27 protein-coding genes, 1 pseudogene and 3 other annotated features are annotated in these 24,233 nt (G+C 38.2%); of the genes and pseudogenes, 8 read left to right on the forward strand and 20 right to left on the reverse strand.

Annotated features, from left to right (window positions below; translation table 11 throughout):
* The first annotated feature begins 31 nt into the window (after nt 1-31).
* Entirely contained in the window at nt 32-697 is a 666-nt protein-coding gene (locus tag ACN6NE_RS27105; protein WP_129710415.1) for a type 1 glutamine amidotransferase domain-containing protein, read from the forward strand.
* 42 nt (nt 698-739) lie between these two features.
* On the opposite strand, the pseudogene ACN6NE_RS27110 reads toward ACN6NE_RS27105, so the two are convergent.
* Nucleotides 740-2,467 (reverse strand): annotated as a pseudogene (locus tag ACN6NE_RS27110) (ABC transporter ATP-binding protein).
* Nucleotides 2,468-2,686: 219 nt separating this feature from the next.
* Here ACN6NE_RS27110 and ACN6NE_RS27115 point away from each other — a divergent pair.
* Nucleotides 2,687-2,875, forward strand: coding sequence for a hypothetical protein (locus ACN6NE_RS27115; RefSeq protein ID WP_474328374.1), 189 nt, complete (start codon nt 2,687-2,689; stop codon nt 2,873-2,875).
* 31 nt (nt 2,876-2,906) lie between these two features.
* Here ACN6NE_RS27115 and ACN6NE_RS27120 read toward each other — a convergent pair whose 3' ends face one another.
* Both ACN6NE_RS27120 and ACN6NE_RS27125 read right to left on the reverse strand, forming a co-directional pair.
* The gene (locus ACN6NE_RS27120; RefSeq protein ID WP_240702732.1) at nt 2,907-3,968 is read right to left on the reverse strand and encodes a copper resistance D family protein; all 1,062 of its coding nucleotides are present in this window, start codon (nt 3,966-3,968) and stop codon (nt 2,907-2,909) included.
* 4 nt (nt 3,969-3,972) lie between these two features.
* Entirely contained in the window at nt 3,973-4,533 is a 561-nt protein-coding gene (locus ACN6NE_RS27125) for a copper resistance CopC family protein (protein WP_474328376.1), read from the reverse strand.
* A 282-nt stretch (nt 4,534-4,815) separates the two neighbouring features.
* On the opposite strand from ACN6NE_RS27125, the gene ACN6NE_RS27130 reads away from it, so the two are divergent.
* The gene (locus tag ACN6NE_RS27130; RefSeq protein WP_474328378.1) at nt 4,816-5,085 is read left to right on the forward strand and encodes a CPCC family cysteine-rich protein; all 270 of its coding nucleotides are present in this window, start codon (nt 4,816-4,818) and stop codon (nt 5,083-5,085) included.
* Nucleotides 5,086-5,136: 51 nt separating this feature from the next.
* Here the strand turns inward: ACN6NE_RS27130 and ACN6NE_RS27135 are convergent, their stop codons facing one another.
* The 3 genes from ACN6NE_RS27135 to ACN6NE_RS27145 form a co-directional block, all read right to left on the reverse strand.
* Nucleotides 5,137-5,838, reverse strand: coding sequence for a poly-gamma-glutamate hydrolase family protein (locus ACN6NE_RS27135; RefSeq protein ID WP_129710420.1), 702 nt, complete (start codon nt 5,836-5,838; stop codon nt 5,137-5,139).
* Nucleotides 5,839-6,394: 556 nt separating this feature from the next.
* Nucleotides 6,395-6,568: a hypothetical protein gene (locus ACN6NE_RS27140; protein WP_013057683.1), complete on the reverse strand. Its 174-nt coding sequence runs from the start codon at nt 6,566-6,568 to the stop codon at nt 6,395-6,397.
* Nucleotides 6,569-6,661: 93 nt separating this feature from the next.
* Nucleotides 6,662-6,943 (reverse strand): Fe-S cluster assembly protein HesB, encoded by a 282-nt coding sequence (locus ACN6NE_RS27145; RefSeq protein ID WP_474328381.1) that lies wholly within the window; start codon nt 6,941-6,943, stop codon nt 6,662-6,664.
* A 192-nt stretch (nt 6,944-7,135) separates the two neighbouring features.
* Between ACN6NE_RS27145 and ACN6NE_RS27150 the strand changes: the two genes are divergently transcribed.
* Complete coding sequence (locus ACN6NE_RS27150; RefSeq protein ID WP_129710421.1) at nt 7,136-7,588, forward strand: Dps family protein; 453 nt, start codon at nt 7,136-7,138, stop codon at nt 7,586-7,588.
* 22 nt (nt 7,589-7,610) lie between these two features.
* Here ACN6NE_RS27150 and ACN6NE_RS27155 read toward each other — a convergent pair whose 3' ends face one another.
* Nucleotides 7,611-8,162: a hypothetical protein gene (locus ACN6NE_RS27155; protein WP_474328383.1), complete on the reverse strand. Its 552-nt coding sequence runs from the start codon at nt 8,160-8,162 to the stop codon at nt 7,611-7,613.
* Nucleotides 8,163-8,372: 210 nt separating this feature from the next.
* Between ACN6NE_RS27155 and ACN6NE_RS27160 the strand changes: the two genes are divergently transcribed.
* From ACN6NE_RS27160 to ACN6NE_RS27170, 3 genes are all read left to right on the forward strand, one after another.
* Entirely contained in the window at nt 8,373-9,005 is a 633-nt protein-coding gene (locus tag ACN6NE_RS27160) for a spore coat protein (protein WP_474328385.1), read from the forward strand.
* Nucleotides 9,006-9,121: 116 nt separating this feature from the next.
* Entirely contained in the window at nt 9,122-9,274 is a 153-nt protein-coding gene (locus tag ACN6NE_RS27165) for a hypothetical protein (RefSeq protein WP_165351759.1), read from the forward strand.
* A 467-nt stretch (nt 9,275-9,741) separates the two neighbouring features.
* On the forward strand, nt 9,742-11,067 hold the full coding sequence (locus ACN6NE_RS27170) for a hemolysin family protein (RefSeq protein WP_129710424.1): 1,326 nt from the start codon (nt 9,742-9,744) through the stop codon (nt 11,065-11,067).
* 29 nt (nt 11,068-11,096) lie between these two features.
* On the opposite strand, the gene ACN6NE_RS27175 is transcribed toward ACN6NE_RS27170, so the two are convergent.
* From ACN6NE_RS27175 to ACN6NE_RS27195, 5 genes are all read right to left on the reverse strand, one after another.
* Nucleotides 11,097-12,050: a sporulation protein gene (locus ACN6NE_RS27175; protein ID WP_129710425.1), complete on the reverse strand. Its 954-nt coding sequence runs from the start codon at nt 12,048-12,050 to the stop codon at nt 11,097-11,099.
* Nucleotides 12,051-12,173: 123 nt separating this feature from the next.
* Entirely contained in the window at nt 12,174-12,497 is a 324-nt protein-coding gene (locus ACN6NE_RS27180; RefSeq protein ID WP_474328388.1) for a hypothetical protein, read from the reverse strand.
* Between the two features lie 263 nt (nt 12,498-12,760).
* Entirely contained in the window at nt 12,761-13,180 is a 420-nt protein-coding gene (locus tag ACN6NE_RS27185) for a CBS domain-containing protein (RefSeq protein WP_013057690.1), read from the reverse strand.
* 332 nt (nt 13,181-13,512) lie between these two features.
* Nucleotides 13,513-14,484, reverse strand: a complete 972-nt coding sequence (locus ACN6NE_RS27190) for an extracellular catalytic domain type 1 short-chain-length polyhydroxyalkanoate depolymerase (protein WP_016764703.1) — start codon at nt 14,482-14,484, stop codon at nt 13,513-13,515.
* Between the two features lie 366 nt (nt 14,485-14,850).
* Complete coding sequence (locus tag ACN6NE_RS27195; protein ID WP_165351761.1) at nt 14,851-15,009, reverse strand: hypothetical protein; 159 nt, start codon at nt 15,007-15,009, stop codon at nt 14,851-14,853.
* A gap of 127 nt (nt 15,010-15,136) precedes the next feature.
* On the opposite strand from ACN6NE_RS27195, the gene ACN6NE_RS27200 reads away from it, so the two are divergent.
* Complete coding sequence (locus ACN6NE_RS27200; protein ID WP_129710427.1) at nt 15,137-16,681, forward strand: FAD-dependent oxidoreductase; 1,545 nt, start codon at nt 15,137-15,139, stop codon at nt 16,679-16,681.
* Nucleotides 16,682-16,723: 42 nt separating this feature from the next.
* Here ACN6NE_RS27200 and ACN6NE_RS27205 read toward each other — a convergent pair whose 3' ends face one another.
* The 8 genes from ACN6NE_RS27205 to ACN6NE_RS27240 form a co-directional block, all read right to left on the reverse strand.
* Nucleotides 16,724-16,969 carry a hypothetical protein gene (locus ACN6NE_RS27205; protein ID WP_013057694.1) on the reverse strand — a complete coding sequence of 82 codons (246 nt, stop codon included), beginning with the start codon at nt 16,967-16,969 and terminating at the stop codon, nt 16,724-16,726.
* Between the two features lie 141 nt (nt 16,970-17,110).
* On the reverse strand, nt 17,111-18,382 hold the full coding sequence (aroA, locus tag ACN6NE_RS27210; protein ID WP_474328392.1) for a 3-phosphoshikimate 1-carboxyvinyltransferase: 1,272 nt from the start codon (nt 18,380-18,382) through the stop codon (nt 17,111-17,113).
* 15 nt (nt 18,383-18,397) lie between these two features.
* Complete coding sequence (locus ACN6NE_RS27215; protein WP_129710429.1) at nt 18,398-19,255, reverse strand: prephenate dehydrogenase; 858 nt, start codon at nt 19,253-19,255, stop codon at nt 18,398-18,400.
* A 20-nt stretch (nt 19,256-19,275) separates the two neighbouring features.
* Nucleotides 19,276-20,442 carry a chorismate synthase gene (aroC, locus tag ACN6NE_RS27220; protein WP_474328394.1) on the reverse strand — a complete coding sequence of 389 codons (1,167 nt, stop codon included), beginning with the start codon at nt 20,440-20,442 and terminating at the stop codon, nt 19,276-19,278.
* Nucleotides 20,443-20,491: 49 nt separating this feature from the next.
* Nucleotides 20,492-20,692, reverse strand: a binding site (T-box leader).
* 6 nt (nt 20,693-20,698) lie between these two features.
* Complete coding sequence (locus tag ACN6NE_RS27225) at nt 20,699-21,772, reverse strand: bifunctional 3-deoxy-7-phosphoheptulonate synthase/chorismate mutase (protein ID WP_013057698.1); 1,074 nt, start codon at nt 21,770-21,772, stop codon at nt 20,699-20,701.
* A gap of 126 nt (nt 21,773-21,898) precedes the next feature.
* Nucleotides 21,899-22,105 (reverse strand) — a binding site (T-box leader).
* A 70-nt stretch (nt 22,106-22,175) separates the two neighbouring features.
* Nucleotides 22,176-22,381, reverse strand: a binding site (T-box leader).
* Nucleotides 22,382-22,581: 200 nt separating this feature from the next.
* Nucleotides 22,582-23,040 carry a GNAT family N-acetyltransferase gene (locus ACN6NE_RS27230; RefSeq protein ID WP_474328396.1) on the reverse strand — a complete coding sequence of 153 codons (459 nt, stop codon included), beginning with the start codon at nt 23,038-23,040 and terminating at the stop codon, nt 22,582-22,584.
* Nucleotides 23,041-23,099: 59 nt separating this feature from the next.
* Nucleotides 23,100-23,630, reverse strand: a complete 531-nt coding sequence (locus ACN6NE_RS27235) for a chromate transporter (RefSeq protein WP_028409146.1) — start codon at nt 23,628-23,630, stop codon at nt 23,100-23,102.
* On the reverse strand, nt 23,627-24,211 hold the full coding sequence (locus tag ACN6NE_RS27240) for a chromate transporter (RefSeq protein WP_013057701.1): 585 nt from the start codon (nt 24,209-24,211) through the stop codon (nt 23,627-23,629). The genes ACN6NE_RS27235 and ACN6NE_RS27240 overlap by 4 nt, the downstream gene beginning before the upstream one ends.
* Nucleotides 24,212-24,233 lie beyond the last annotated feature (22 nt).

The following is a 24,233-nucleotide window of genomic DNA, read 5'->3' on the forward strand; positions in this document are numbered from 1 at the left end:
ATACGTTTTACATCATTTAGGAGGTATAAACATGGCAAGAGTGTTAGCTGTATTATCAAGCGGATACGAAGAGAAAGATTATCACACAGGTTGGTGGGCAGAAGAATTATTTGCTCCGCTGCAAAAGCTTGAGGACGCAGGGCACACCGTTGATTTAGCCTCACCTTTTGGAGGTAAGCCGGAAGTAGACGTTCGAAGTATTTCAGAAAACTTTGATCCAGACGGAACGTATAAGAAATTATATGAATCAGGAAGAGCGGATCAGACAATGAAACTTGAAGAAGTAGATGCTGAGAACTATGACGTTATTTTAGTAGTAGGCGGCCACGGCGCTATGTTTGACTTAGCAAAAAATGTGGACTTGCATGCACTTATGAACAAAGTGTACGACAACGGAGGTATTTTAGCAGCTGAGTGTCACGGACCTTCTGTTTTTGCTTTCTTGAAAGGATCCGATGACGAACTGTTAATTAAAGGACTAGACGTAACCGGTTATCCTGATGAAATTGAACCAGAAGAAGTACTTCCCTTTTTACCATACAGTTTAGAACAAGAACTTCGTGAAGTGGCTAATTACATCCCTGAGATGGATAAAAAAGCATATGCTGTTTGGGCAAATGATCAAATTGTCACAAGCCGAGATCCTTTTTCTTCTGAGTTAATGGGTGATGAATTAGTTAAAAAGCTAAATAAATAAACTAAAAAAAGACTGCTTGAAAGCAGTCTTTTTTTGTTTGTTCTATAGGGATGTTTGAAACTGCTGCTCTACCAAACGCCGGTAAAAAGAATGAGAGGCTAACAGCTCTTTATGCGTTCCGCTACCTGTAACCTGCCCTTCTTCTATTACAACAATTTGGTCCGCATTAATGACCGTAGATAGACGATGGGCAATGACGAGTGATGTGCGTCCTTTCATTACCGTTTCCAATGACTCTTGCACAAGCTTTTCTGATTCGGAGTCCAAGCTAGCTGTCGCTTCGTCCAGTAGTAAAAACTGGGGATTGCGTAACAGCGCTCGGGCAATTGCAATACGCTGTCGCTGGCCTCCTGAGAGATTAATACCTCTTTCTCCAATCATTGTTTCATATTGAGCTTCAAAGGACTAAATGAAATGATGAGCATTTGCTAACTTCGCTGCTTCTTCTATTTCTTCATCCGTCACATGCCGCTCTAATCCGTAAATGAGATTTTCTCGAATTGTTCCTGCTAAAATCGGAGAATCCTGCTGAACATAGCTAAACAGGTGACGCCACGAACGTAAGTTGACGTTTTGACTGTCTGTTCCATCCAAGAATATGTGCCCCGATGAAGGCTCATAAAAGCGTTCGATAAGTGAAAAAACAGTAGATTTTCCAGCTCCGCTAGGTCCAACAAAAGCGGTAACTTCTCCTTTTTTAGCAGAAAATGAAACTTTCTGCAATACTGGTTTATCTTCATATTGAAAAGCAACTTTATCGAACCTTAAACTCCCTACTTGTCCGAGCACTTCTCCATTTTCATAGTTCTCTTCTTTCTCAGCTAATATATCAAAGATTCTCTCTGAAGCTCCTTTGGTTTGCTGAAAGCTCGTGACAAATCGGGTAAGTGAACCAATCGGAACCATAATTTGAAAAAGGTAAAGAACAAAAGCCACCAGCTCTCCTGCAGTGATAAGTCCCTCACTCACCCGGTATGCACCAAACCCGACAATCGTAATCATAACAGCTGTCATCACTGTGCTAATAATCGGGGTAATGATGGCTTCAATTTTAGCTCGCTTCACGCCGAAGAGGTAGAGTGACTGAAACGATTGTAAGCCGGAATCAATTTCTTTTTTCTCTGAACCGGATACTTTAATCAAGCGGATTTCACTCAGCATTTGAGCTAAAAAAGCCGTAAGCTTGGACATTTTATCCTGCTGCTCACGTGAAATTTTATGTATTTTTCGCGCTAGCGGCATAACCAGTACAAACATAACGGGAATAACCGCTAATAAAATGAGCGTCATGGGTACGTCGAGCGTAAATAAAATAACAACGGCAATAATAATAGATAAAATATTTTTTACAAAGTCAATCATTTCTGTTGACAATAAATTCATCACAATGGTTGTATCATTTGTAATGCGGCTTACCATTTCACCTGAACGGTTTTGATCGTAAAATGAGACCGGAAGCTTTATTAGCTTGTCCCACACTTTGAATCTAAGTTCTTTTACAACACCTTGCCCTACTTGAGCAAGAAGATAAAGAGATACTGCGCTTGTTATCATTTGAGCAGCAAATAAACCGAGAAGTCCTGCTATAATCTGCGGTGAGACGCCCGCTGCGATTTTTTCCATCACTTCTTTGATGACAAGAGGAATAGAAAGCGACGCTCCGGTATTAATTAAAGCCAGTATAAAGGAAATGAGTAACTTTCCTGTCGGAGGATTCGTTAGCAACCATAATTTTTTAAATGAAAAATGAATTCCTTTTTGCGTATTCATCTTAGTTCCTTTCTACTTCTTTTAATAGGTGGTATACACACTTTAAGCAGACACCACACACTTTGCCTTAAAAGTTCTATCTTATTTTACACCATTTCCTTTCTCAACCTGAACTTCTAAGCTTTTACCTAATTTTTAAACTCGTCTATACGAAAATGACAAGCTGGTCATATACTAGGGTACACTGAATTCTTTTGCTAGATGAGAGGTTGAATAAAAATGTCTGTTTATATTAAATCTATTTCTATTGGCACAATTTCTGGCGGGATCGTTATTTTTGGAAGCGCAGGAAATATATCGCCTCCAAGCGGCTCTACGTTCGGCTCTGGTTCTAATTCTAATTCCCAAATGCCGATGCCTCCTTCTTCGGGAAAAGGCCCGAGAGATAACACAGCTTTTAATGGCTAATAAAAAAACAGTGAGATATTTCTCACTGTTTTTAGACTTGAATACTTGTCATCATGGCAATATAAAAAGCAAAAACAAACAACCCCGCACTTAATACGCTAAGCCATACTGTCTTTTTGTAAAAACAAATAAGTAAATACACAAAAAACAGCAGTGCGACAAATAAGAATAGGATTCCTACAATCGTTACGTGAAACGTTAGAGGGAGCGTCACTTGTTTCCCATAGATAAACGGAAGAATCGATGAATCCATTGCCATATGACTTATATTAGTTGGCGGCGATTGCGTCACCATGATAGCTGTAAATAAAAAAATGATAAGCAAAATAATGCTTTCTGCTCGAATCCACATCACGGGCTTATATTCTGGATGTTTTACCGCTTTTTTCATAAGAAAGCCATTGATGACGGCAAATGCAAGCAGCGGAATAATCGTAATATGCTTTAGTAAAAGAGACTGCCCGTAATCTGTGGCCCATGAATTTACATAGTTGGACAGCCCCATGATAATGACCATCGAAATGAACCCACTTAATGAAAGAAGCACAAAACAAGCGATTGCAAAAGGAGTAAACCAGCTTAAGAAACTTTTCCAATTGGAGGTTTCTTTTGAAAAAGCGGCAACAATCAGAACCACCCCTCCCCACAGTCCCACTGCTAAAATATGAAGGGAATGAGAAAGCATGCCGCTAAGCGCAGAAGCGGATGCTGCGTGACTTGCGTAGGCGATTCCTCCCACCAAGGCTACAGTCAGTAATGTATACATATGAGGGTGGCTCTCTATTGAAACAGCAACCATACATAAAATAGCAATCAGCACAACAAAGATCCAGGCGTGTCCCGTTCTTGTTTCCAATAATACAAGACGAACTGTTTCACCTAACCCTCTTATTTTTGAAAAAGATAAAATAATCTCAAGCGAATTTCCAACCGAAAAAATAGCGACAGCCGCTGCACTTGCAAGTAGCCATCGCTTTGATAATAAAATTGTTGGCTTTTTTGTAAGCGGCACATATTGCAGTACGGCAAATCCTAATAATAAGGAAAGACCTACGTATGTGAACCACTCAAAAACAGGCAACAAAATACTCATCTTTTTAAGCCTTTTTCTTTCTGAAGATTAAGAGTAATGCTCCAACCACCACTACAATAGCAATAATCATGATAACAAAAAACGATGAAGAATCATTGTTCTCTGTTTTTTCATCATTTGCTACTGCACTTTTTTGGTGTTGTTCAGATTGCGTGGCGCCTTGCTTTTTTTCACTATCTTTTCCGGCTGCTTGAGTATTCTCTTCCTTCGCTTTATCTTTCACATCTACTTTAAAAGCAATCGAATCTTTCATTACATGACCATCTTCCCCTACAATTTCCCAGTTCACTGTGTAAGATCCGTTTTCAAGAGGCTGATCGACAGAAGCTATTAAATCATGACCCTCTACTTTTTGCGATGCAAGTGAAATTTTTTGTCCATCTTTTGTAACGGTTACAGTACTGATTTTCTCGATGTGTGTTTCAAAGGTTAATTTAATTTCTTTTAGAGGAGCTGTAACAGTTGCACCATTTTCCGGTACTGTTGTTTGCACATGTGTATGAGCAAAACTAACTGTCGGAACAGCTAAAAAGCATGCTAAAAGTAAACCTATTATTTTTTTCATATTTATGACTCCCTATCTCTTTTTTCTTTTTTCATCATATCCAAAAATGCTTTTATGTAGACGTTTCCGAACACGATCTATTTTCCTAGTAAGTGTACTCCTTTTTTACTCAGTCTCACAATAACTATTACCAATTCGTTATAAAATGTTCACAAATCCTAGGGAAGTGCCGCTGTAATTTTTTGAATATTCTTTCAGGTTATCCTTGAATATAGTAAAATAGTTAAATAAGATGGCTGACTTTTTTCTAGCTTAAAATCCCATACAGAAAGGATAGAAACAATGAAAAAGTATACATGCCCTTGCTGTGGTTATCAATCGTTAGACAGTGATGGTGACTATGATATTTGTGAGATATGTTTTTGGGAAGACGATCCGTACCAAAAGCTGAATGCCAACGAATTAGGAGCCAACTCTATTTCTTTAATAGAAGCTCAGGAAAATTTTATGGTTTATGGAGCGTGTAATAAAGAAAGCTTACAGCACGTGAGAAAGCCTTCTGTTCAAGATGTAAAAGATTTTAACTGGAAACCTATTATAAGTCACGAGTAGCAAAACTAGTTTATAAAAAAAGAATGCTTGCGAAAGCATTCTTTTTTGGATTCAGTAAGAAGTGGAAACAAATGTGGAAAGCACATTTGTAAACCTATAAAAAGTTTGAGTTTTAGACGAAGCTCTTCCTTTTGAAGTGAATGAATGAAACATAGCACTTCGCAGCGGTTGGCTAATCTCTAATTGAATACTTTTCCCGGTACGATTTTTATTTGCAATATTTCCAGGGTTAATGCCTGCAATCTCATCGTGCCCTTTTGTAATCAGTTCCGCCGGAAATCCATTTTGATTTAATAATTGCGTTAATTTTTTTGCGCGCTCCCGATCAGTTCCGCCCACAAAAATATGTTTTTCGTTCCCAGAATACCCGTGAAGAGATAAAACATTATCATACTTGCTTACCATCTTACGCGCTGTGGGCTCATCAAAATGAGTGCTTGTGAGGTGCAGGTCTCGTGACCCTTTCGACTTTAACGATTCGAATAGGTAAAGAGCATTTTGTTTGCTAAGCTCTTTGGCAATTTCGCTTGTCCCCCCTTCAATTCCTCCACCGTGTGGAGCAAAGATAAGGACAGGGCTTTTCGTTTCTTTGGTCGTCACTTTATAGCTAGCTGAAGACTCGTGCTGTGAGAGCTGCTTGAAATTTTGATATTTATCAGTTGATGCACTAGATGTGTCTTGAAAAGGTGAAATGAATAAAACGAATAGACAGATACATAAGGTGGAGAAACTTACTAAACGATAGCTTTTCAATTTGTACTCCTGCTTTCCATTGTGTAATAAGACCTAAAACATTAGAATGCTAAAAAAACCAAAAATAATACTTATAGTAGTCTTATTTACTTATCGTTATAAATTATAATTTATTTAATAGTTCTTAATACCTATTTATACTATTTAAAAAAACTTCAGCGCATATTCACTGAAGTTTTTTTACTTTTTTTGTTTTTATTTATTTAAAGCAAGCGCCAAACTAATTTTATCCAGCCAAAGAAGGCGATCCATAAAGGTATGCTCAAAGATGTTCCCCACGCTAAACCAATTAAGAAGTTTCCTCTTTCAATCATACAAACCACTCCTTATGAACATTGTAGGTGAACAAGTACAATTCTATACCTTCACTATAACAGAAAGCGCTTTCATTTAATAGTGACTTACACGTTTTTAGTGCTATATTCATACAGAAAACCGGATTTCAAGTAGATAAAGGGCGATATATAAGAAAATGAATAATTACAAGATGTAAAAGTATAATAATCTACTAAAAAAAAAAGAAACCTTCTTTGAAGGCTTCTTTTCTAGGTGTTTTTTATTGTTCGCCGCTGCGTTGCAAGCGATTCTCAATAAATAGGCGCTCAACAAATTTATTTAGCTGGGCTTGATACAAACGGCGCTCATCTAGCGTTTTTGCGTCTTGTATTTGCTGCTTAAAGCGTTTGATTTGCTGTCTTTGTTCAACCGTTACATGATGAGAAAGAAGCATAGGTCCCCCTCCATTTCACTAACGTTTGAATTAAGTAAACCAAGGTTTACCAAAACAAACAACAAACCTGTTAGCTTCTCTTACATAAATTTTTTACTCAGCCTCTTTAGCCCCAACTAATGCTAAACCTGGACCGTACGGCGTTGTATGAACATCTAACATTAATTCATTTGTATAAGGCACAATAGAAGCTTCCATTGCTACTTGTACTCCGTCGACTTCATACATTTCATCATTTTCAAAAGGCTCTTCAAAAGCTAACCCAATATTAGGGATATCACAGCTAATTCCTTTGAAATACAAGCGAATTCCTGTTATCTCCTGCTCTTCAAGTATATTGTTAATTAATTGTTTTGCTTCTGGTGTAATATGCATGACTAACCCTTCTTCCTTTCAATACTCTTGCTCTATCCTATCATATCTTTAGAGTTTTTAAAGAGAATAGCTATAATTTAAAAGCATCCTAATTATTATTTAATAATAATTATAATTAAGTATTGATTTTAATTTGATATTTGATATAATATAAATATAAGATAACAACAACTCATTAGGAGGCTATTAACTATGAATTTAGAAAACGTATTGAACCAACAAATTGCCGATTTTAACGTATTGTATACGAAGCTACATCGCTTTCACTGGTATGTAAAAGGGCCTCAATTTTTTACGCTTCATGAAAAATTTGAAGAATTCTATAATGAGACGGCGGACTATATAGATGAATATGCAGAACGATTACTAGCCATTGGAGGAAGCCCAATTGCTACAATGAAGCAATTTTTACAAGCAGCTACTCTTTCTGAAGATGGAAACGAGCAAACGAGTGAAGAAATGGTAGAAACCTTAATTAATGACTATATGCTACTTGTTAAAAACCTAAAAAGTGCAGTTGAAAACGCTGAAGCAGCACACGATCACGTAACAGCTGACTTATTCATTGGAACAATCGGCAACATTGAAAAACATATTTGGATGCTAAAAGCTGCTTTACCTGTAAAAACATCCGTAAACGCATAAAAAGAGCCTAAGCGGCTCTTTTTTACGTTTGTTGATTTACTTTTTTTTGTCTTTGCAGCCACATAAAAAAAGACATATCATCGTGAATGTCATCTTCTAGGACAGCCTTATAGACATGATCACTCGTATAATAGCGATTATATCCGCTTTGCTGCTTGAAAAATAAAATGCATTCCCGCTTCTTTTCAGTGAGAAGTGATTTTAATAACTCTTGTTTCTCAACTTTGCCTTTCACGATATTTTCTGGAAGCACGGAAATATCAAGCTTCCACTCTTCTCCCTTCTGAATCATATACACACTCCACTGATACTTATCTTTTTCATTAGCAAATATCATCTTATAAGGGCTAAAACGCTTTGTAAGCTGATACCCCATGTGAAAAATAGATTCTTCATCCATTTCATCATTTCCTACGTAAAAATGAATGATGCGATTTGTCATGACATTTAACTCAAAATTCTCCCCTGAGAGAGGACAACCATATTCTCTTAACAGATCCAATAAATGATTGGATACCACCAGTTGATTTGCTTCGTGTTTTAATTCACTTGAGTATGACAGCAGCTCATTCATGTTTTTTGATTCCCCTATCTATAGATCGTGAATTGTTATTGATATTCGCTTTTTTTTCATAAAACCCTTTCATTTTTACCCTTTAATTAAAAATAACTGAATGTAAATTTAGTTATTTAAAGCAATATTTTATGAATAAAGAAAGTTTGAGTATAAAACCAGAAAAAGTTTAAAGACTATAGTCGATACCGATTTTAAGGAGGACTTAGTATGAATAATCACGAACTTCCTACAAACATGCAAACTGGAGCTGTCCCCCCTCAATTGAATCATGGAGGGCATGAATTGTTTGATGTTCATGAAACGCTTGCGGGCTCAATTAATGTAATGGATCAGTTTATGATGTTTCGGCAATATGTAAAAGAACAAGAACTGCTTGATATTATTGATCGTCAGTATCAGTTTATTTTAGACGAATATAATTTGATTGTAGAAGCTTTTTCTACCGGTCAAAAGCCGGCGGGTTCTACACATGTATACAACATGAAGCAGTCTCATACCTTTGTTTATGGCTTAAAGCCTTCGCAGCCTAAAAAGCCGAATCAGTCCGTTGAGGAAATCAATGAAAAAGGAATTTCAGGTCATATGCTAGGTTTAGTTAAGTCTCAGGGATCTCTTTTAACCATGACCGCTTTAGAAATAACGAATCCTGTTGTTCGCCGAATATTCGGAGACAGTGTTCCTAACTGGATTGAAATGGCTTATGAAATTTCTCTTTATCAAAATAAACACCATTATTATCAAGTGCCGCAGCTTGCAAAAGAAGATATGCAGCAAATGATCACAAGTTTTGCAAAAGCCACTGTCTCTCCTCAGATGCCTAATAACCATAAACTGCATTAATTAAAAAGAGGCTGATACAAACGTATTTTGGTTGACGGAAGATCCGAACGATTCATCGTTTGGATCTTTTCATTAGTATGGTGAATATAGGTTATGTTTAGAGTTGCTTCTAGCTGTTGATTGGAGGGAAAGGCGAAGATTCCTGCGGGAAAAGCGGAATAGATGAGACTCCACAGGAGCGTAAGCGACGAGGAGGCTCATCGGCCGCCCGCGGAAAGCGTAGCCTTGCACGGAAATCACCAGCAGTGCAACCAAACGACCGATACTAGATCATTTACTCAGTTTATTCGTCTTTAGATTGTATTGATTTTGTTATATCTCAATCTCGTTTTGTGTGTATATTTCAGAAAATGACAAAAAACTATGCATTTCGAATTATTTTCTGAATATTTGTAGTATTTTGATTAATTATGTATTATAATAGAATTAACTAATAGAAAGGAGTGAGAGATGCATCATATATACTCGGATTACAGTTAAAGGAGGTGTCATAACACACTCGCAATACGTTTGCTAAAAGTCAGTTGAACTGTAGAACCGATATGTGATAGACCATGATGATAAAGTTAAGATTAATTCCCCTAAATGAACATGTAACATAATAAACTGCTTCTTATTCTTTTTAAAGATAGAAGCAGTTTTTTTATGTGCGTTTTTCTTTTCTCAATTTAATACATGTTTTCTCCACTTTGGCTAACACTTAAGGTATACATTTACGTACAAGGTGGTGACTTTGATGATCGCCGTAAAATTACTATTAGTCGCAGTTTTAATTGCATTAACTGCTTTTTTTGTAGCGACAGAATTCGCTATTGTAAAAGTAAGAAGTTCAAAAATCAATCAGCTTCTAGAAGAAGGAAATAAAAAAGCCGTCTCTGCCAAACGCGTTATTACACATCTAGATGAATATCTATCCGCTTGTCAGCTTGGTATCACCATCACAGCTCTCGGGCTTGGTTGGCTTGGTGAACCGACGCTAGATCGGTTGCTTCACCCTCTTTTTACTACCTTCCATACGAATGAACCGCTTGCTGGTATTTTATCTTTTGTCATTGCATTTGTTGTTATTACTTTTTTACATGTTGTCTTAGGAGAATTAGCTCCTAAAACGTTTGCTATTCAAATGGCTGAACAAATTACGCTGAACTTTGCAAAACCAATTATCGTGTTTTACAAACTTATGTATCCGTTCATTAAAATATTAAACGGCTCAGCTCGTATGTTGACCAAGGTTTTTGGTATAACGATGATTTCAGAAAATGAAGCTGCTCATAGTGAAGAAGAGCTTCGCATTTTGTTATCCGAGAGCTTTGAAGGCGGTGAAATCAATCAGTCCGAATATCGATATATGAGTAAAATTTTTGATTTTGATGATCGTTTAGCTAAAGAAGTAATGGTCCCTCGTACGGAGATTGTGAGTGCTTCCAAAGACGACGTCGTAGAGGTTTTTTTACAAATCGCAAATGTCGAAAAATATACGCGCTATCCAATTGTTGAAGATGGAGATAAAGATAAAGTAATCGGTCTCGTTAATATTAAAGAAATTTATAACGATATTGTATTTAACGAAAAAGACGGCACCAATACGTTAGAATCGTACGTCAAGCCTATTTTTAAAGTAATTGAAACCGTACCTATTCATGACTTGCTTGTAAAGATGCAAAAAGAACGTATTCAAATGGCTATTCTTTTTGATGAGTATGGCGGAACCGCTGGGCTTGTTACAGTAGAAGATATTATTGAAGAAATTGTGGGAGAAATTCGAGATGAGTTTGATACGGACGAAATTCCTTATGTACAAAAAATTAAAGACGATCATTATATTCTTGACGGAAAAATGCTCATTAGCCAAGTAAATGATTTACTCGGTACTGATATTAGCGACGAAGAAGTAGATACCATTGCCGGGTGGGTGTTAACCGAAAAGTTTGATGTGACCAAAAATGATATCATTCAGCATGAGCAATTTTACTTTAAAGTTCTGATTATAGAGGATTTTCACATTAAGTATATAGAAGTAAAAAAAAGAAAGAAGAAAGAAAAAAAGGATGATCATCATTAATCATCCTTTTTATTTATTCAAAATCCCTTTTACCAATCGTCTCCTCCATCAAAAAAATCTCCATCCAACAGATCCTCCCCGGCTTCTTCAATATCTTCTCCAATTTCACCAAGCGCCGAGTCTTCAAACATATCATCCATCAAATTCTCAATGAGCAGTCCGCCTAACATACCGGCCGCAAAGCCTCCCATTGCTCCTCCTAACCCGCTCATACGTGGGTGGTGTGAATGCTGATCATAGTGAGAAGGCTTATAATATTCATAGTCTCGAGGATTTTCCATCATCTCTTCCATCGCTTCTTCCAGCAAACGAGCGATAGTAGATGGCTGGCTTAGTTCATCATTTGTAAAAAAGAGTTCATTTTTTATTTCCCTCTCTCGGCCGAAAGAAGGCAAATCTATCTCCAACAGCACGCGGATACCTTTTTGTTCAATGGCTACCTCAAACTCAACCTCATTTACATATCCCTTTAAGAAGTCTGTAGGAAAAAATGAAAATTCTTGTTTGTATCCGTTAAATTTTCCTGAATGATGTTTTTCTCTAAACCCAAGTGCTTCAAAGCCCTCTACTAGCTGATATAAGCTTTTTGGAGCTTTAATGCGCACAGGGTCCCGGTCTGTTGAGTCTACTCCCCCTTCAATATCTAAGTGTGTCTTAAAGAAATAGCTAACGTTGCTCGCAGAGATGGGAAGATCCAAAGGTAAATGATATGTAAATGGAATTTCTTTTTTCTCGCCTTCATTAATTGTAAATGAAGAAGCTGCGCGCAGGCTTTCCACACGATGTGTATGCATTTGACCGCTTTTCATTTGAACTTCAAGCCAAAATTCAACATCAATTAAATTAATATGTTGCTGAACGTTTCCACCTTGGATGATAATAGCTCCTTCAATTACATGACCGAGCGTATAGGCCGTTTCATTTAGTCGTAAATCTACTTTGGCAGCTCCAACTCCAATTTTAGCAAACATTTTTTTAAACATTTTTTTTCCTCCTCCAAAATGCTCTTACTATATATACGAAGTATACCGTTTATAAGTTTCAACTTACAAAAAAAGAACTCAATTTCTTGAGTTCTTTCTGCTAAATCAACGCTTCATTTTAATTCAATTATTTATTAAATTAAAACACCCAGCCCCAACAGCAGCGACGTCTTTTACAACCGCCATGACTGCCGCCGTGACCTCCGCCATGGTTGCCGCCGTGACCTCCGCCGTGGTTACCGCCATGACAACCGCCGTGATTACCGCCATGACTGCCGCCGTGACCTCCGCCATGGTTGCCACCATGATCTCCGCCATGGTTACCGTCGTGAACTCCGCCATGGTTGCCACCATGATGGCATTTTTTATGTCCAGAACGATGATCATCATCATGTTTAGGACAATGATCGTTATGCTTATAATCGTTATGACAGCATTTTCCTTCATGGCTACTTCTTGGATCATAGCCAGAAGTTTTGTAATAATACTGATTAGAACACCAGCAACACTTCTTTTTATTGTTGTAACTCACATAAACCATCCTTATCTATAAATAAGATTTATATAGGCAATTTTATACCTATATATAAATAGATTATGTAAACTAGTACAAGGAAGTGCATTGCTGTGGGCCATGACCTAAGCCTGTTTTTAGGGGTATGTACGGGGGAGATAAGACAAGAAAAAAAGCCATCTAGAGATGGCTTTTTTTATATTTGATTTTTCACTTTACTTGCGCTTTCTGCATAAAACTCTAGAATTTCTCTTCTTCTCACAATTCCAATAAATACACCTTGATCATCCGTTACAGGAACAAAATTTTGGTCAATTGCCTTTGAAAGGATGTTTTGAACTTCATCATATATAGCAACTGGGTTATAATCTTGATAGCGGTCAATCTCTGTTAATTTAATATTTTCCGTATCTTGAAAGCGATAGTCTCCTAGGCTTTTTAACTTCCAAAGAAGATCTCCTTCAGTAAGAACGCCCACATATTTGCCATCATCGTCAACCAGCGGAACTGTAGAATAGCGATGATACTCCATTTTTTCAAGAGCCTGTCTTAATGTGGATTGAATATTTAGTGTTACAACATCACTTTTTGGTACTAAGAAAAATGCAATATTCATTTTTTAATCTCCTTTTCCTTACCCGCTCATCTTACAATTTCTATTTATTTTTTCGGCTTACTTTAATGTTTTAATCATACAAAATGCAGCTCGCAGTTATCTTACATTTACAACTATAAGCTGTCAATCCTAAGCTATGTAATTTTGGCTTCTTATTTTCTTTATTACAGTACCCGTTTTCTAAATAATCAAATCCTAATTTTTAGAAAAACACGTCTAGTTAAAATAATGGTTCCTGCAGCTGCTTCTTTATCTAATAAGGGCCGGAAGAGCTACTTTCAGCTCTTCTTCTCTGCGATAAGAACGCAACTGAACCTCATTATATGCTCTGTTTATACTTTTTGACTCATGAAAAAGTCCCACATGATTCGACTAGCGTTGGGGCCTTTAGGATCTGTATAGCTGCCCGCTGAATTCCCTCCTGACCATGCATGCCCCATTCCATTGATAATATATTTATCAATAGCCAATTCTCCCTTACTGCTTTCGTAGCGATATGTTGTATAATCCCGTCCAAAGAGAATTTTTTCTTCTCTCGTTTTAACAGGGCTATCTTGAATCCATCCATCTATTCTTCCGTTATAAGCAAGATTATTCGTTGTAATCCACTGGTGAACCACTTGATCTGCATTGGCTACATTTACCGTAGAATCAGCGTTACCATGAAATACAATGAGCGGCAGTGGCTTTGCCCGTTTTCCCATTTGCTGATAAGCAATTCTTCCTTGTTTAACAGGGGATGGACCTTTACTGGCCATGACAGAATACGCATTAAATACGTTAAGAGCCGCCTGATATTCGATACCTGCTGACACACCTATTCCAGCAAACAGTTCTGGATACGTTACCCCCATAACGATGCTCATTGCTCCTCCTGCTGACAGACCGGCAATAAACACTTTATTTTTCTGAATAAAGTGCATGTTTTGGACTTTTTTTACAATCCCTGCAATAATAGCTGGCTCGCCAAACCCTCTAATTTGATGAAGAGGTTCAAACCAGTTCCAGCATTTATTCATATTTGAGTTAGAAGACTGCTGTGGATATACGACAATAAATTCTTTTTCGTCGGCGAGCTCGTTCATTTGCGTGCCTATCGCAAAATCATCTGCATTTTGTGTACATCCATGCAGCATAACCATTAGCGGGTAAGATTTTAAAATATGATAGGATTTAGGTAAATAGACCTTGAATTTTTTTCCTTTATGAGTATATGTTTTAAATGATTCAGATGACGCTTCTTGTTGTTCACTTGAAGACACAAGCGTTGACGTATTTATAACATTAGGTAGTGAACCCAACATGGTACCCCTCCTCTTTTTGTCAACGTTTTCATTTTTCTTCCCAATTACGTCCTGTATTACAATACTACATATTATTTCGTTTTTTTGCACGTTCTACATACTCTGAGAGTACAACTTGTTTTGGTTTTAAGCCGTTTTTTATCTTCTTTAAATTTGGGATTTTTTTGCTATATATATACTTTATTACTATATATGAAAATTGTCACTATAATCATGAAAAAAGGACAAACATGCCGTTTGCCCTTTTATTTGGACCTTGATGTTTAAATACCCTTTGCCGAATTAAGCCTCTATACTTTTATTATATGATGCTCTCTATCATTTATATGAATTTATTGCTCTTCATGTTTAAATCTGTAACCTTTACTATTTCATACTTTGCTTTTTATTCACCAATTCTTTCGTAGCAAATGGCAAGGTGCAGGTGCGGGAGCCACGTTGAAAAAGAAGAATCTTGAAGAGCAAATATTTTCGTTTAATCTCTTCTTCGTTCGCAACAATCATACAAAGGCTGATTGTAATCACTCTTTTCCCCTCCTTTTGCTTAAATGGGCATAGCAAAGAGATGCTATTAGAGTAGATTCCTTTATTTTGCATACATTTTTTAGAAAACTATGGTAAAAATAAGACTTATCATATGGAGGTGAATAAATTGGCAAATATCCCAAAGGATACTGAGCCCTACTGGCGCGATCATTTAAAGTTTCCAACATACCCATCTCTTTCAGAAAATCGAAAAGTTGATGTTGTAGTAGTAGGAGGCGGTATTAGCGGTATTACAACAGCTTATTTATTACAAAAAGAAGGACTGAACGTGGCGTTAATTGAAGCTGATAATATTTTAAATGGTACAACCGGTCACACAACAGCAAAGATTACAGCTCAGCATGACGTTATCTACGATGAGCTGCTTTCACACATTGGCGAAGAAAAAACGCTGCTGTATTATAAAGCAAACGAACAAGCTCTGCAGTTTATGAAAAACTTAATTCAAACGGAAAACATTGACTGTGATTTTTCGGTACAGGATGCTTACTTATACGGAGAAACGCTGGAGTTTGATCATCGAGTTCGTAAAGAATTTCGAGCCTATCAGCGATTACATATTCCATGTGAATTTGCAACAGAGATTCCTTTTAATTTTGATATTAGGGCAGCGGCTATTATGAAAGATCAAGCTCAGTTTCACCCGTTAAAATATCTGCTTCATTTAGTAAAAAAATTCACAGAAAGCGGCGGATTGATTTTTGAAAACACCGTAGCAACGGACGTAGAAGAAAGCACGTCGCCCACCGTTGTCACAAGAGACGGCCATCGAATTTCTTGCAAATATGTAGTGGCGTGTTCACACTTTCCATTTTATGATGGAACGGGCTTTTACTATACGCGCATGTATGCCAAACGTTCGTATGTGTTAGCAGCAAAAGTTGAACAAGCTTACCCTGGAGGCATGTATTTAAGTGCTGATCAGCCTACTCATTCGCTGCGTTCAACAAAAGTTGACGGAGAAGAACTCATCTTAATTGGTGGAGAAGGCCACAAAGCTGGACAAGGAATTAATACTATGTTCCACTATGAGTCCCTTCAGAGGTTCGCCGAAGAAAATTTTACTGTTCAACATTTTCGTTATAAATGGTCTGCACAAGATTTATTTACGCTTGATAAAATTCCATATATCGGTCCCATGAAAGAAAGCAAGCCAAATATCTTTATTGCCACCGGATTTAAAAAATGGGGGATGACTCATAGCACCATTGCAGCACATATTATTCGAGATGCAATAACCGGAAAAGACAACCCATATGCAGAGTTGTATAATCCGTCTCGTTTTTATGCGGATCCTAGCCTTAAGCATTTCTTTCGTCAAAATCTTGATGTGGCTGAACACTTTATTACCGGTAAGTTTTCAATGCCTGAAAAAGGACTGGATCAGCTTCAAAATGATGAAGGGTCGGTCGTATATGTAAACAGCAAACGTACGGGGGCTTATAAAGATCCTCAAGGGAAGCTTCACTGCGTCGATACTACATGCACGCACTTAGGATGTGAAGTAAATTGGAACGCTGGTGACCGCACGTGGGACTGCCCTTGTCACGGCTCTCGTTTCTCTTACGACGGATCTGTGGTAGAAGGCCCTGCTAAAAAGCCGCTTACGCCAGTGGATGTCAATTCAAGCGATAAAAAAAGCACGCCGTAGGGCATGCTTTTTTTATCATTATCAATGGATTCACATTTGAGTTTACTCTTTACATCCTTCTTTTCTAAAATATCGATTATACACCAAAACCATTGCATAAATGACTAAAAAAGAAAACGTAAAGATAATTAACCTTCCAGATTCAGGGACATGATCAAGATAGTCTGTTTCAAAAAACATAACAAACATCAAAAATGGCAATAGAAACAAAAACCAAATAAAATCTCGATCCATAAACATTTTTATAAAAAATAAAATGGCCCCGATGTAGACAATCATCAAAAACATAATCATTCACCAAATTCTATTTAATACTAGAGGTGTTGTAATGATTATATCGGATTTCTCCGGCGAAATATAGAGTCATTGGTTTTAATTTTATAAATTCCTTACAACTTTCAAACTGCTATTTTAACATAATAAGGGAATTTACTGCTGTAAAGACTCTAAGTGAGCAAAAAATTGCGGGTAAGAGACGGATACCGCGTCACGATTTTCAATAATTGTTTCCCCTTCTGCAATACAAGAGGCAACAGCGAGCATCATACCGATACGGTGATCTCCGTGGCTGTTTACATTTGCTCCGTGAAGTTTTGTACTTCCGTGAATAATCATTCCATCTTCCGTTGCTTCAATGTTAGCTCCCATTTTGGTTAACTCATTCACTACCGTATCAATACGGTTTGTTTCTTTGACTTTTAACTCTGCAGCATCTTTAATAACTGTAATCCCTTCTGCTTGGGTGGCAGCTAGTGCAATAATTGGGATTTCGTCAATTAGGCGTGGAATTAAGTCTCCGCCTACTTCTGTACCTTTTAAGTGAGAAGCTTCTACAACTAAATCTGCATAGGGTTCCGCTATTTCTTTTGTTTCTTCGACTGTCTTGATCGAAGCGCCCATATTTGAAAGCACATCTAAAATACCCGTTCGAGTCGGATTCATCCCCACTTTTTGAATTTCAATGCGGCTGTTTGCAATAATAGCCCCCGCTACTAAAAAGAATGCAGCTGACGAAATATCACCAGGCACTTCTACATGCGTTCCTCTTAACGTTTGACCGCCTTCAATTGAAACGGTTAAGCCTTCTTCTTCGACTTTAACACCAAATGCCTCTAGCATACGTTCTGTATGATCACGCGATTTCGCCGGTTCCGTTACAGAAGTTGTTCCTTCCGCCTGCAGTCCAGCAAGTAAAATAGCTGATTTTATTTGTGCGCTTGCAACGGGAGATGTATAGTGTATACCTTTTGCTTTCCCACCTCGAATAACAAGCGGTGTAAAATTAGCATCTTTTCGACCGTCTAAATGAATATTCATATCACGAAGCGGACCGGTCACACGCTTCATGGGGCGTTTGGCAATAGATTCGTCTCCAATCAATGTTGAATGAAAGGGTGTATTTGCTAAAATCCCCATCATAAGGCGAATCGTTGTGCCCGAATTTCCAACATCTAAAATATCAGATGGCTCTTTCAGCGCTTGTATCCCTTTTCCTTTTACTACGACGCTTTGTTCATCAATCATTTGAATATCTACACCTAGTTTTTGAAAGCAGGAAATGGTGCTAAGGCAATCGTCTCCTGGCAAAAACCCGTTAATCGTTGTTGTTCCTTCTGCGATTGAACCAAACATAACGGAACGGTGAGAAATGGATTTATCTCCTGGAATTTGAATCGTTCCTCGTAAAGCTTTTACTGTCACAATATGTCTCTCCTTTTATGCGTGAAGCGAATCACGAAATTCTTTGGCATCTGAAAAGTAATCAAATAATTCGTGACCGTCACCTTTTTCTACTAATAGTTTTACTTGTTCCATTTCTTTCATCCAGTCATCAAGCAATGTTAAAAGCATAGAACGGTTTTGTTTTAGTATATCTCTCCACATATGAGGATTGCTTGAAGCAATTCTCGTAATATCTCGAAAACCGCCTGCTGCCATTTCCGTGACAAGATGATTCTGTGCTGAATATCCTTTTACCTGTCTTACAAGACTGGTCGCAATCACATGAGGTAAATGACTGACAACTCCAGTGATTTGGTCATGAGTAGCTGCATCAAGCGGTACAAATTGTGCACCTGTAGGCTCTAGCAAATGCATAAGCGCATCTATTTTTTCTTTTTTCTCATTTTCAAACGGCGTTAAAATATAGCGCGCCGAACAAAATAAATCCGCTCGTGCATTGACTGCACCGCTCGTATGAGAACCAGCCATCGGATGCCCGCCAATAAATGAAATACGTTTCTTATTCAGCGCTTCGGCTGCTTTCATAATTTCACCTTTGGTACTTCCGACATCCGTTATGATAACCGTTTCTTTAAGCTTCCAAGTAGAAAGGTCGTGTATCCATGCTGTCGTGTACTCTACTGGAGTAGCAAGCACGATATAATCTGCTTGGGCTGCTTCTGTTTTTATATCTTCAGCTACATAATCAACGATACCTAGCTGGTTGGCTACTTGTACTTCATTTGTATTGATATCAGCTCCAACGACTGTGACGTGACGATGCTTCTTCATAGCTAGCGCTAATGATCCTCCAATAAGGCCGACGCCAATAAGTAATACACGTGTTTTCACCTTTCATTCTCCTCTATTCATTAAAATTGCTTTGCGTATTCTTCATGTTTTTTTACGTTTTCTTGAATTAACTGAATTCGATCTGCCCCAAATTGATCGATAATAGCAGATGCTAGTTCCCAAGCAATCACTGATTCTGCTACAACCGCTGCCGCCGGTACTGCACAGCTGTCTGAGCGTTCAATACTTGCAGCAAATGGCTCTTTTGTATCAATATCTACACTTTGCAGCGGCTTGTATAAGGTAGGAATAGGTTTCATGACACCTCGCACAACAATCGGCATCCCTGTTGTCATGCCTCCTTCTAAACCTCCAGCATTGTTCGTTTTACGCGCATAGCCGTTTTGTTCATCCCATAGAATTTCATCATGGACTTCACTTCCCGGTCTGCGAGCTGCTTCAAAGCCTACGCCGATTTCAACGCCTTTAAACGCGTTAATGCTCATAATAGCAGCAGCTAGCTTTGAGTCTAACTTACGATCATAGTGCACGTAACTTCCCACTGCAGTAGGCATTCCTTCTACTACTACTTCCACTACGCCACCAATGCTGTCTCCATTTTCTTTTGCATCATCGATTGCTTTCATCATTTTCTGTCCCGCTTCTTCATCTAAGCAGCGAACAGGTGACGCTTCTGTTTTTTCCTGAAGTTCTGTCAGTGACTCATATGCCGTTTTTTCAGCTTTCACACCGCCGATTTCAAGCACGTGACATGCAATATTTACGCCTACAGCTTTTAGTACTTGTTTAGCAACTGCGCCTGTGGCTACTCGTACCGTCGTTTCACGAGCAGATGAACGTTCCAATACGTTTCGCATATCTCGGTGACCGTATTTAATCGCTCCATTTAAATCCGCATGACCTGGACGAGGTTTTGTAATTTGTCGCTTTACTTCTTCATCATGATCAACTGGATCAGCACCCATAATATTTCTCCAGTGAGTAAAATCTTTGTTTTCAACGACTAAAGCAATGGGTGAACCAAGCGTCTCACCGTGGCGAACCCCGCCTTTAATCTGAACTTGATCTTTTTCAATCTGCATGCGGCGTCCGCGCCCATGTCCCTTTTGTCTTCTTGCTAAATCTTCATTAATATGTTCGGCTGTTAATTCAAGCCCTGCCGGTACTCCTTCAATAATCGCTGTTAATTGAGGTCCGTGCGATTCTCCTGCTGTTAAATATCTCATATTATCGATTCCTTTCTGTTATAAAAAATAAAAAAACTCGCCCCTACGTCATAGGGACGAGTTTTTCTCGCGATACCACCCTAGTTGCAAACATTGCTTGCCACCTCGAATTGTTAACGATCCGCTGACCGCTCTGTAAAAGAGTACTCAAAGAGTGTAATTCGCTCACATTTGTGTACTGACTTCCACCAACCGTCAGCTCTCTGAGACAGGGAAATGTTTGCTACTAGTTTCTTATCACTGTATCACTATGAAATTAAGATAATTTTACTGCTGCACCTTTTAATTCTTCCATGAATTTGTGGAATTCAGGAATGTTCATTTGCTGTGCTGAATCTGATAGTGCTACTGCTGGGTCTGGATGAACTTCTGCCATTACAGCATCTGCGCCGATAGCAATCGCTGCTTTTGCACATGGTAATAGTAAGTCTTTGCGTCCTGTTGAATGCGTTACGTCTACTACAACTGGTAAATGCGTTTCTTTTTTCAAGATTGGAACAGCTGAGATATCTAATGTGTTGCGTGTTGCACGCTCGTATGTGCGGATACCGCGTTCACAAAGAATAATGTTTCCATTTCCACGAGACATAATGTATTCAGCAGCGTTAATGAATTCTTCAATTGTTGCTGCCAATCCACGTTTTAAAAGAATTGGTTTGTCTACAGAACCTGCTGCTTTTAATAGCTCAAAGTTTTGCATGTTACGTGCACCAATTTGAATCACATCTACGTAGTCTAGAGCCGTTTCAATATCTTGAGGAGAAACAATTTCACTAATAATTGATAGGCCTAGCTCATCTCCTACTTGACGTAAGATTTTTAATCCTTCCACTCCAAGACCTTGGAAATCGTAAGGTGATGTACGTGGTTTGAACGCTCCGCCGCGCATTAATGTAATGCCTTGTTCTTTCAGCGCTAAGCCCACTTCTTTTACTTGTTCGTAGCTTTCTACTGCACATGGCCCCATTACAAATTCTAAGTTTCCAGGTCCTACTTTTGTACCGTTGATGTCAACGATTGTATCTTCAGATTTCTTTTTACGAGATACAAGAAGTGCTTTACGGTGGTCGTCTTCTTGAAGCTCTAAGCTAGCTTTGAAAATTTCTTTGAAAATATGCTGAATTGTTGAAGCTTCGAATGGACCATTATGGTTAGCTAAGATTTGATCTAACGATTTACGTTCACGAACTGGATCAAAGCGATTCACACCTTGTGTACCTTTTACTTTTCCAATTTCTTGTGCGATTTCACCGCGTTTGTTTAATAATTCTAAAATTTCTAAATTTATTTCGTCGATTTGTCCTCGTAATTGTTCTAGTGATTTTGTCATTTTAAAAATCCTCCTTTGATTTTATAACCTCGAACGGACTTTCTCGTTTAGTTTGTATTGAAAAATCCGTTTTACACCTACACAGCCGCTTATGCGGATATACAAAAAGTCCCTACTGATTGTATCAGTAGGGACGAATTGATCGCGGTACCACCCTAATTGCAAGCATTGCTTGCCTCTTCATTAAGATAACGGCTATTGCCGCTTTTGACTATCGCCAAAAGAAAGCTCCAAGAATGTAATTCGCAATCTCTTTTGTACTGATTCGCACCAACCATCAGCTCTCTGAATACAGGGAAGATTTTGCTACTATGCTCTTTTCATCGCTTGTAATGGATATAAAATTATAATGGACCGAAATACAAAAAGTCCCTACTCACCCTTAAGATTTTTCTTAAGAGTCAGTAGGGACGAAAATTCGCGGTACCACCCTAGTTGCAAGCATTTTGCTTGCCTCTTCATTAAAATAACGGCCAGGCCGTCTTTTCCTGCTCGGAAAAGATGCTCAAGGAATGTACTTCGAAAAAATTTGTGTTCTGACTCGCAGCAACCGTCAGCTCTCTGTTACAGGGAAATTTTTTCTACTAGTGCTCCTATCAACGCTCAGTATTGACTATGTATGTGTACTTGGATAATCAGTTCCGATCGTTTGAAACTGTTTGTCGCTTCCAAGTTGTGTGTAATGTTGTGTGATGTTGATTTGTATTATGAATGGTTTTTTTATCTTCGTCAACACTTTTTATTAATTTTTTTTATTTTTTAAAAACCATAGCTCCTTCAAACCCATCCCTATCAAGAGTTTTGTTACTCTAATTTTTTTCAAACTTGTATTCCATTTCAGATTCACATTCAATAAATCCATGTTTTTGATACAAGCTTTTTCCAGCGGAAGAAGCATTTAACCATATTCGATTTACACCATTTTTTTGGCAGTACTGCATCAAATGCTTTAAAATAGCTGAAGAATAGCCGTGCTTTCGGTGATCAAAAGCTGTATACATGTTCATAACATATGCTTCTTTTCCTTGGAGGTTACTGGGTGAAGGCGGACGTATAAAAAAGACGATGCTTCCTGCTGATACAATTTCTCCATCCGCTTTTAAAATAGCCGTATAGCTATTTGGATTATTTATATTTGCAATAAAATATTCTTCTGTAGCTTTTTGAAACAGCTCCTCGTTCCCGTTTAATTCTCCTAGTTCTTTCATGAGCAACATTCGCAGTTTAACCAAATCCTGAACGTTTTCTAGCGCTGCTTTTTCAACCATGACTTCCCCTCTTTTCGTCTCTTTTACACAAAAAAACTCTCATTATTTGAGAGCTTCATTTAAGCAAGAAAAACAGCTCCGTATACGAGTGCTCCGACAATAACGAACGCTGGATGCACACGCAATTTTTCCAATAAAAGAAAGCTGGCTGCTACTAAAAATAAAGTTTGCCATATCCCTGAATCACCGTATGAATTCATAAAAAATTCATACGCCATCAAGCCCAGTAAAATGGCGATAACGGGACGAATGTAGTTCGTCATTTTCTTAACATTTGGCGAATCTTTATACTTAAATAATATTCGAAGTAAAATAACTAAAAGTAAAACCGATGGAGCAATCGTTGCAAAAAGAGCAATCACAGAGCCTAAAATCCCTGCCTGCTGATATCCGATAAACCCCGCCATTTTTGTTGCAATCGGACCAGGAAGCGCATTTCCGATTGCCAGCATTTCACTAAACTCTTTGACCGTAAGCCAATGATAGTGATCCACGACTTCTTTTTGAATAAGCGGAATCGACGCAGGTCCGCCTCCATAGCCTAAAATATTTGAAACAAAAAACGCCATAAATAGCTGAATATAAATCATACCGATTCCCTCTTTTGCTTGTGTTCAGCACTTTCACCTTTTTTTCCTTTTCGTTTTAGCGGAATCCAAGCTGCTGCCATAAGAACAATAATAATGACCGCTGGATGGATATGGGCAAATTCCATTAGCCCTAAACTAATAATCAGTAAGATAATAGCTGGCGTCCACCCTAGACCAGACGTTGATTTTTTAAAAAAGTCCCACGTCATAACCGCGAGCATAACTCCCACTACAGGAACAACTGCTTTGGTCATGCCCATAACCCACGGCTGATCTTTAAATTGCGTTAAAGTTGTTAACAGCAATACCATTAAAAAAACGGTTGGAATAACGGCTGCAAATAAAGCTGTCCCGAGACCCAAAATACCGCCGACTCGATAGCCGATGTATCCGGCCAGCTTTGTAGCAATAGGCCCAGGCAGCGTATTGGCGATTGCTAATAAATCGCCAAATTCATCGTCATCCATCCACTTGTACGTATCGACCACTTCTTTTTTCACAAGTGGAATAGCTGAAGGTCCGCCTCCGTAGCCGAGCATACCTGAGCGAAAAAACGCTATAAAAATATCCAATTGTCGCATTTCTCGCGCTCCTTTCTCTGTG

Source organism: Priestia sp. 53B2 (genome assembly GCF_056099005.1).

Bases quoted from the DNA above. Each gene is read 5' to 3' on its own strand.
- ACN6NE_RS27115 (WP_474328374.1), top strand. From the start codon at position 2,687: ATGTCTGTTTATATTAAATCTATTTCTATTGGCACAATTTCTGGCGGG.
- ACN6NE_RS27150 (WP_129710421.1), top strand. From the start codon at position 7,136: ATGAATTTAGAAAACGTATTGAACCAACAAATTGCCGATTTTAACGTA.
- ACN6NE_RS27240 (WP_013057701.1), bottom strand. From the start codon at position 24,211: ATGCGACAATTGGATATTTTTATAGCGTTTTTTCGCTCAGGTATGCTC.
- ACN6NE_RS27205 (WP_013057694.1), bottom strand. From the start codon at position 16,969: ATGTTTTTGATGATTGTCTACATCGGGGCCATTTTATTTTTTATAAAA.
- ACN6NE_RS27225 (WP_013057698.1), bottom strand. From the start codon at position 21,772: ATGACAAAATCACTAGAACAATTACGAGGACAAATCGACGAAATAAAT.
- ACN6NE_RS27185 (WP_013057690.1), bottom strand. From the start codon at position 13,180: ATGAATATTGCATTTTTCTTAGTACCAAAAAGTGATGTTGTAACACTA.
- ACN6NE_RS27230 (WP_474328396.1), bottom strand. From the start codon at position 23,040: ATGGTTGAAAAAGCAGCGCTAGAAAACGTTCAGGATTTGGTTAAACTG.
- ACN6NE_RS27140 (WP_013057683.1), bottom strand. From the start codon at position 6,568: ATGCTTCTTTCTCATCATGTAACGGTTGAACAAAGACAGCAAATCAAA.
- ACN6NE_RS27190 (WP_016764703.1), bottom strand. From the start codon at position 14,484: ATGTTGGGTTCACTACCTAATGTTATAAATACGTCAACGCTTGTGTCT.
- ACN6NE_RS27160 (WP_474328385.1), top strand. From the start codon at position 8,373: ATGAATAATCACGAACTTCCTACAAACATGCAAACTGGAGCTGTCCCC.
- ACN6NE_RS27180 (WP_474328388.1), bottom strand. From the start codon at position 12,497: ATGAAGGAAAATGCTGTCATAACGATTATAAGCATAACGATCATTGTC.
- aroC (WP_474328394.1), bottom strand. From the start codon at position 20,442: ATGAGATATTTAACAGCAGGAGAATCGCACGGACCTCAATTAACAGCG.
- ACN6NE_RS27175 (WP_129710425.1), bottom strand. From the start codon at position 12,050: ATGTTTAAAAAAATGTTTGCTAAAATTGGAGTTGGAGCTGCCAAAGTA.
- ACN6NE_RS27170 (WP_129710424.1), top strand. From the start codon at position 9,742: ATGATCGCCGTAAAATTACTATTAGTCGCAGTTTTAATTGCATTAACT.
- ACN6NE_RS27130 (WP_474328378.1), top strand. From the start codon at position 4,816: ATGAAAAAGTATACATGCCCTTGCTGTGGTTATCAATCGTTAGACAGT.
- ACN6NE_RS27120 (WP_240702732.1), bottom strand. From the start codon at position 3,968: ATGAGTATTTTGTTGCCTGTTTTTGAGTGGTTCACATACGTAGGTCTT.
- ACN6NE_RS27145 (WP_474328381.1), bottom strand. From the start codon at position 6,943: ATGCATATTACACCAGAAGCAAAACAATTAATTAACAATATACTTGAA.
- ACN6NE_RS27125 (WP_474328376.1), bottom strand. From the start codon at position 4,533: ATGAAAAAAATAATAGGTTTACTTTTAGCATGCTTTTTAGCTGTTCCG.
- ACN6NE_RS27155 (WP_474328383.1), bottom strand. From the start codon at position 8,162: ATGAATGAGCTGCTGTCATACTCAAGTGAATTAAAACACGAAGCAAAT.
- ACN6NE_RS27105 (WP_129710415.1), top strand. From the start codon at position 32: ATGGCAAGAGTGTTAGCTGTATTATCAAGCGGATACGAAGAGAAAGAT.
- ACN6NE_RS27235 (WP_028409146.1), bottom strand. From the start codon at position 23,630: ATGATTTATATTCAGCTATTTATGGCGTTTTTTGTTTCAAATATTTTA.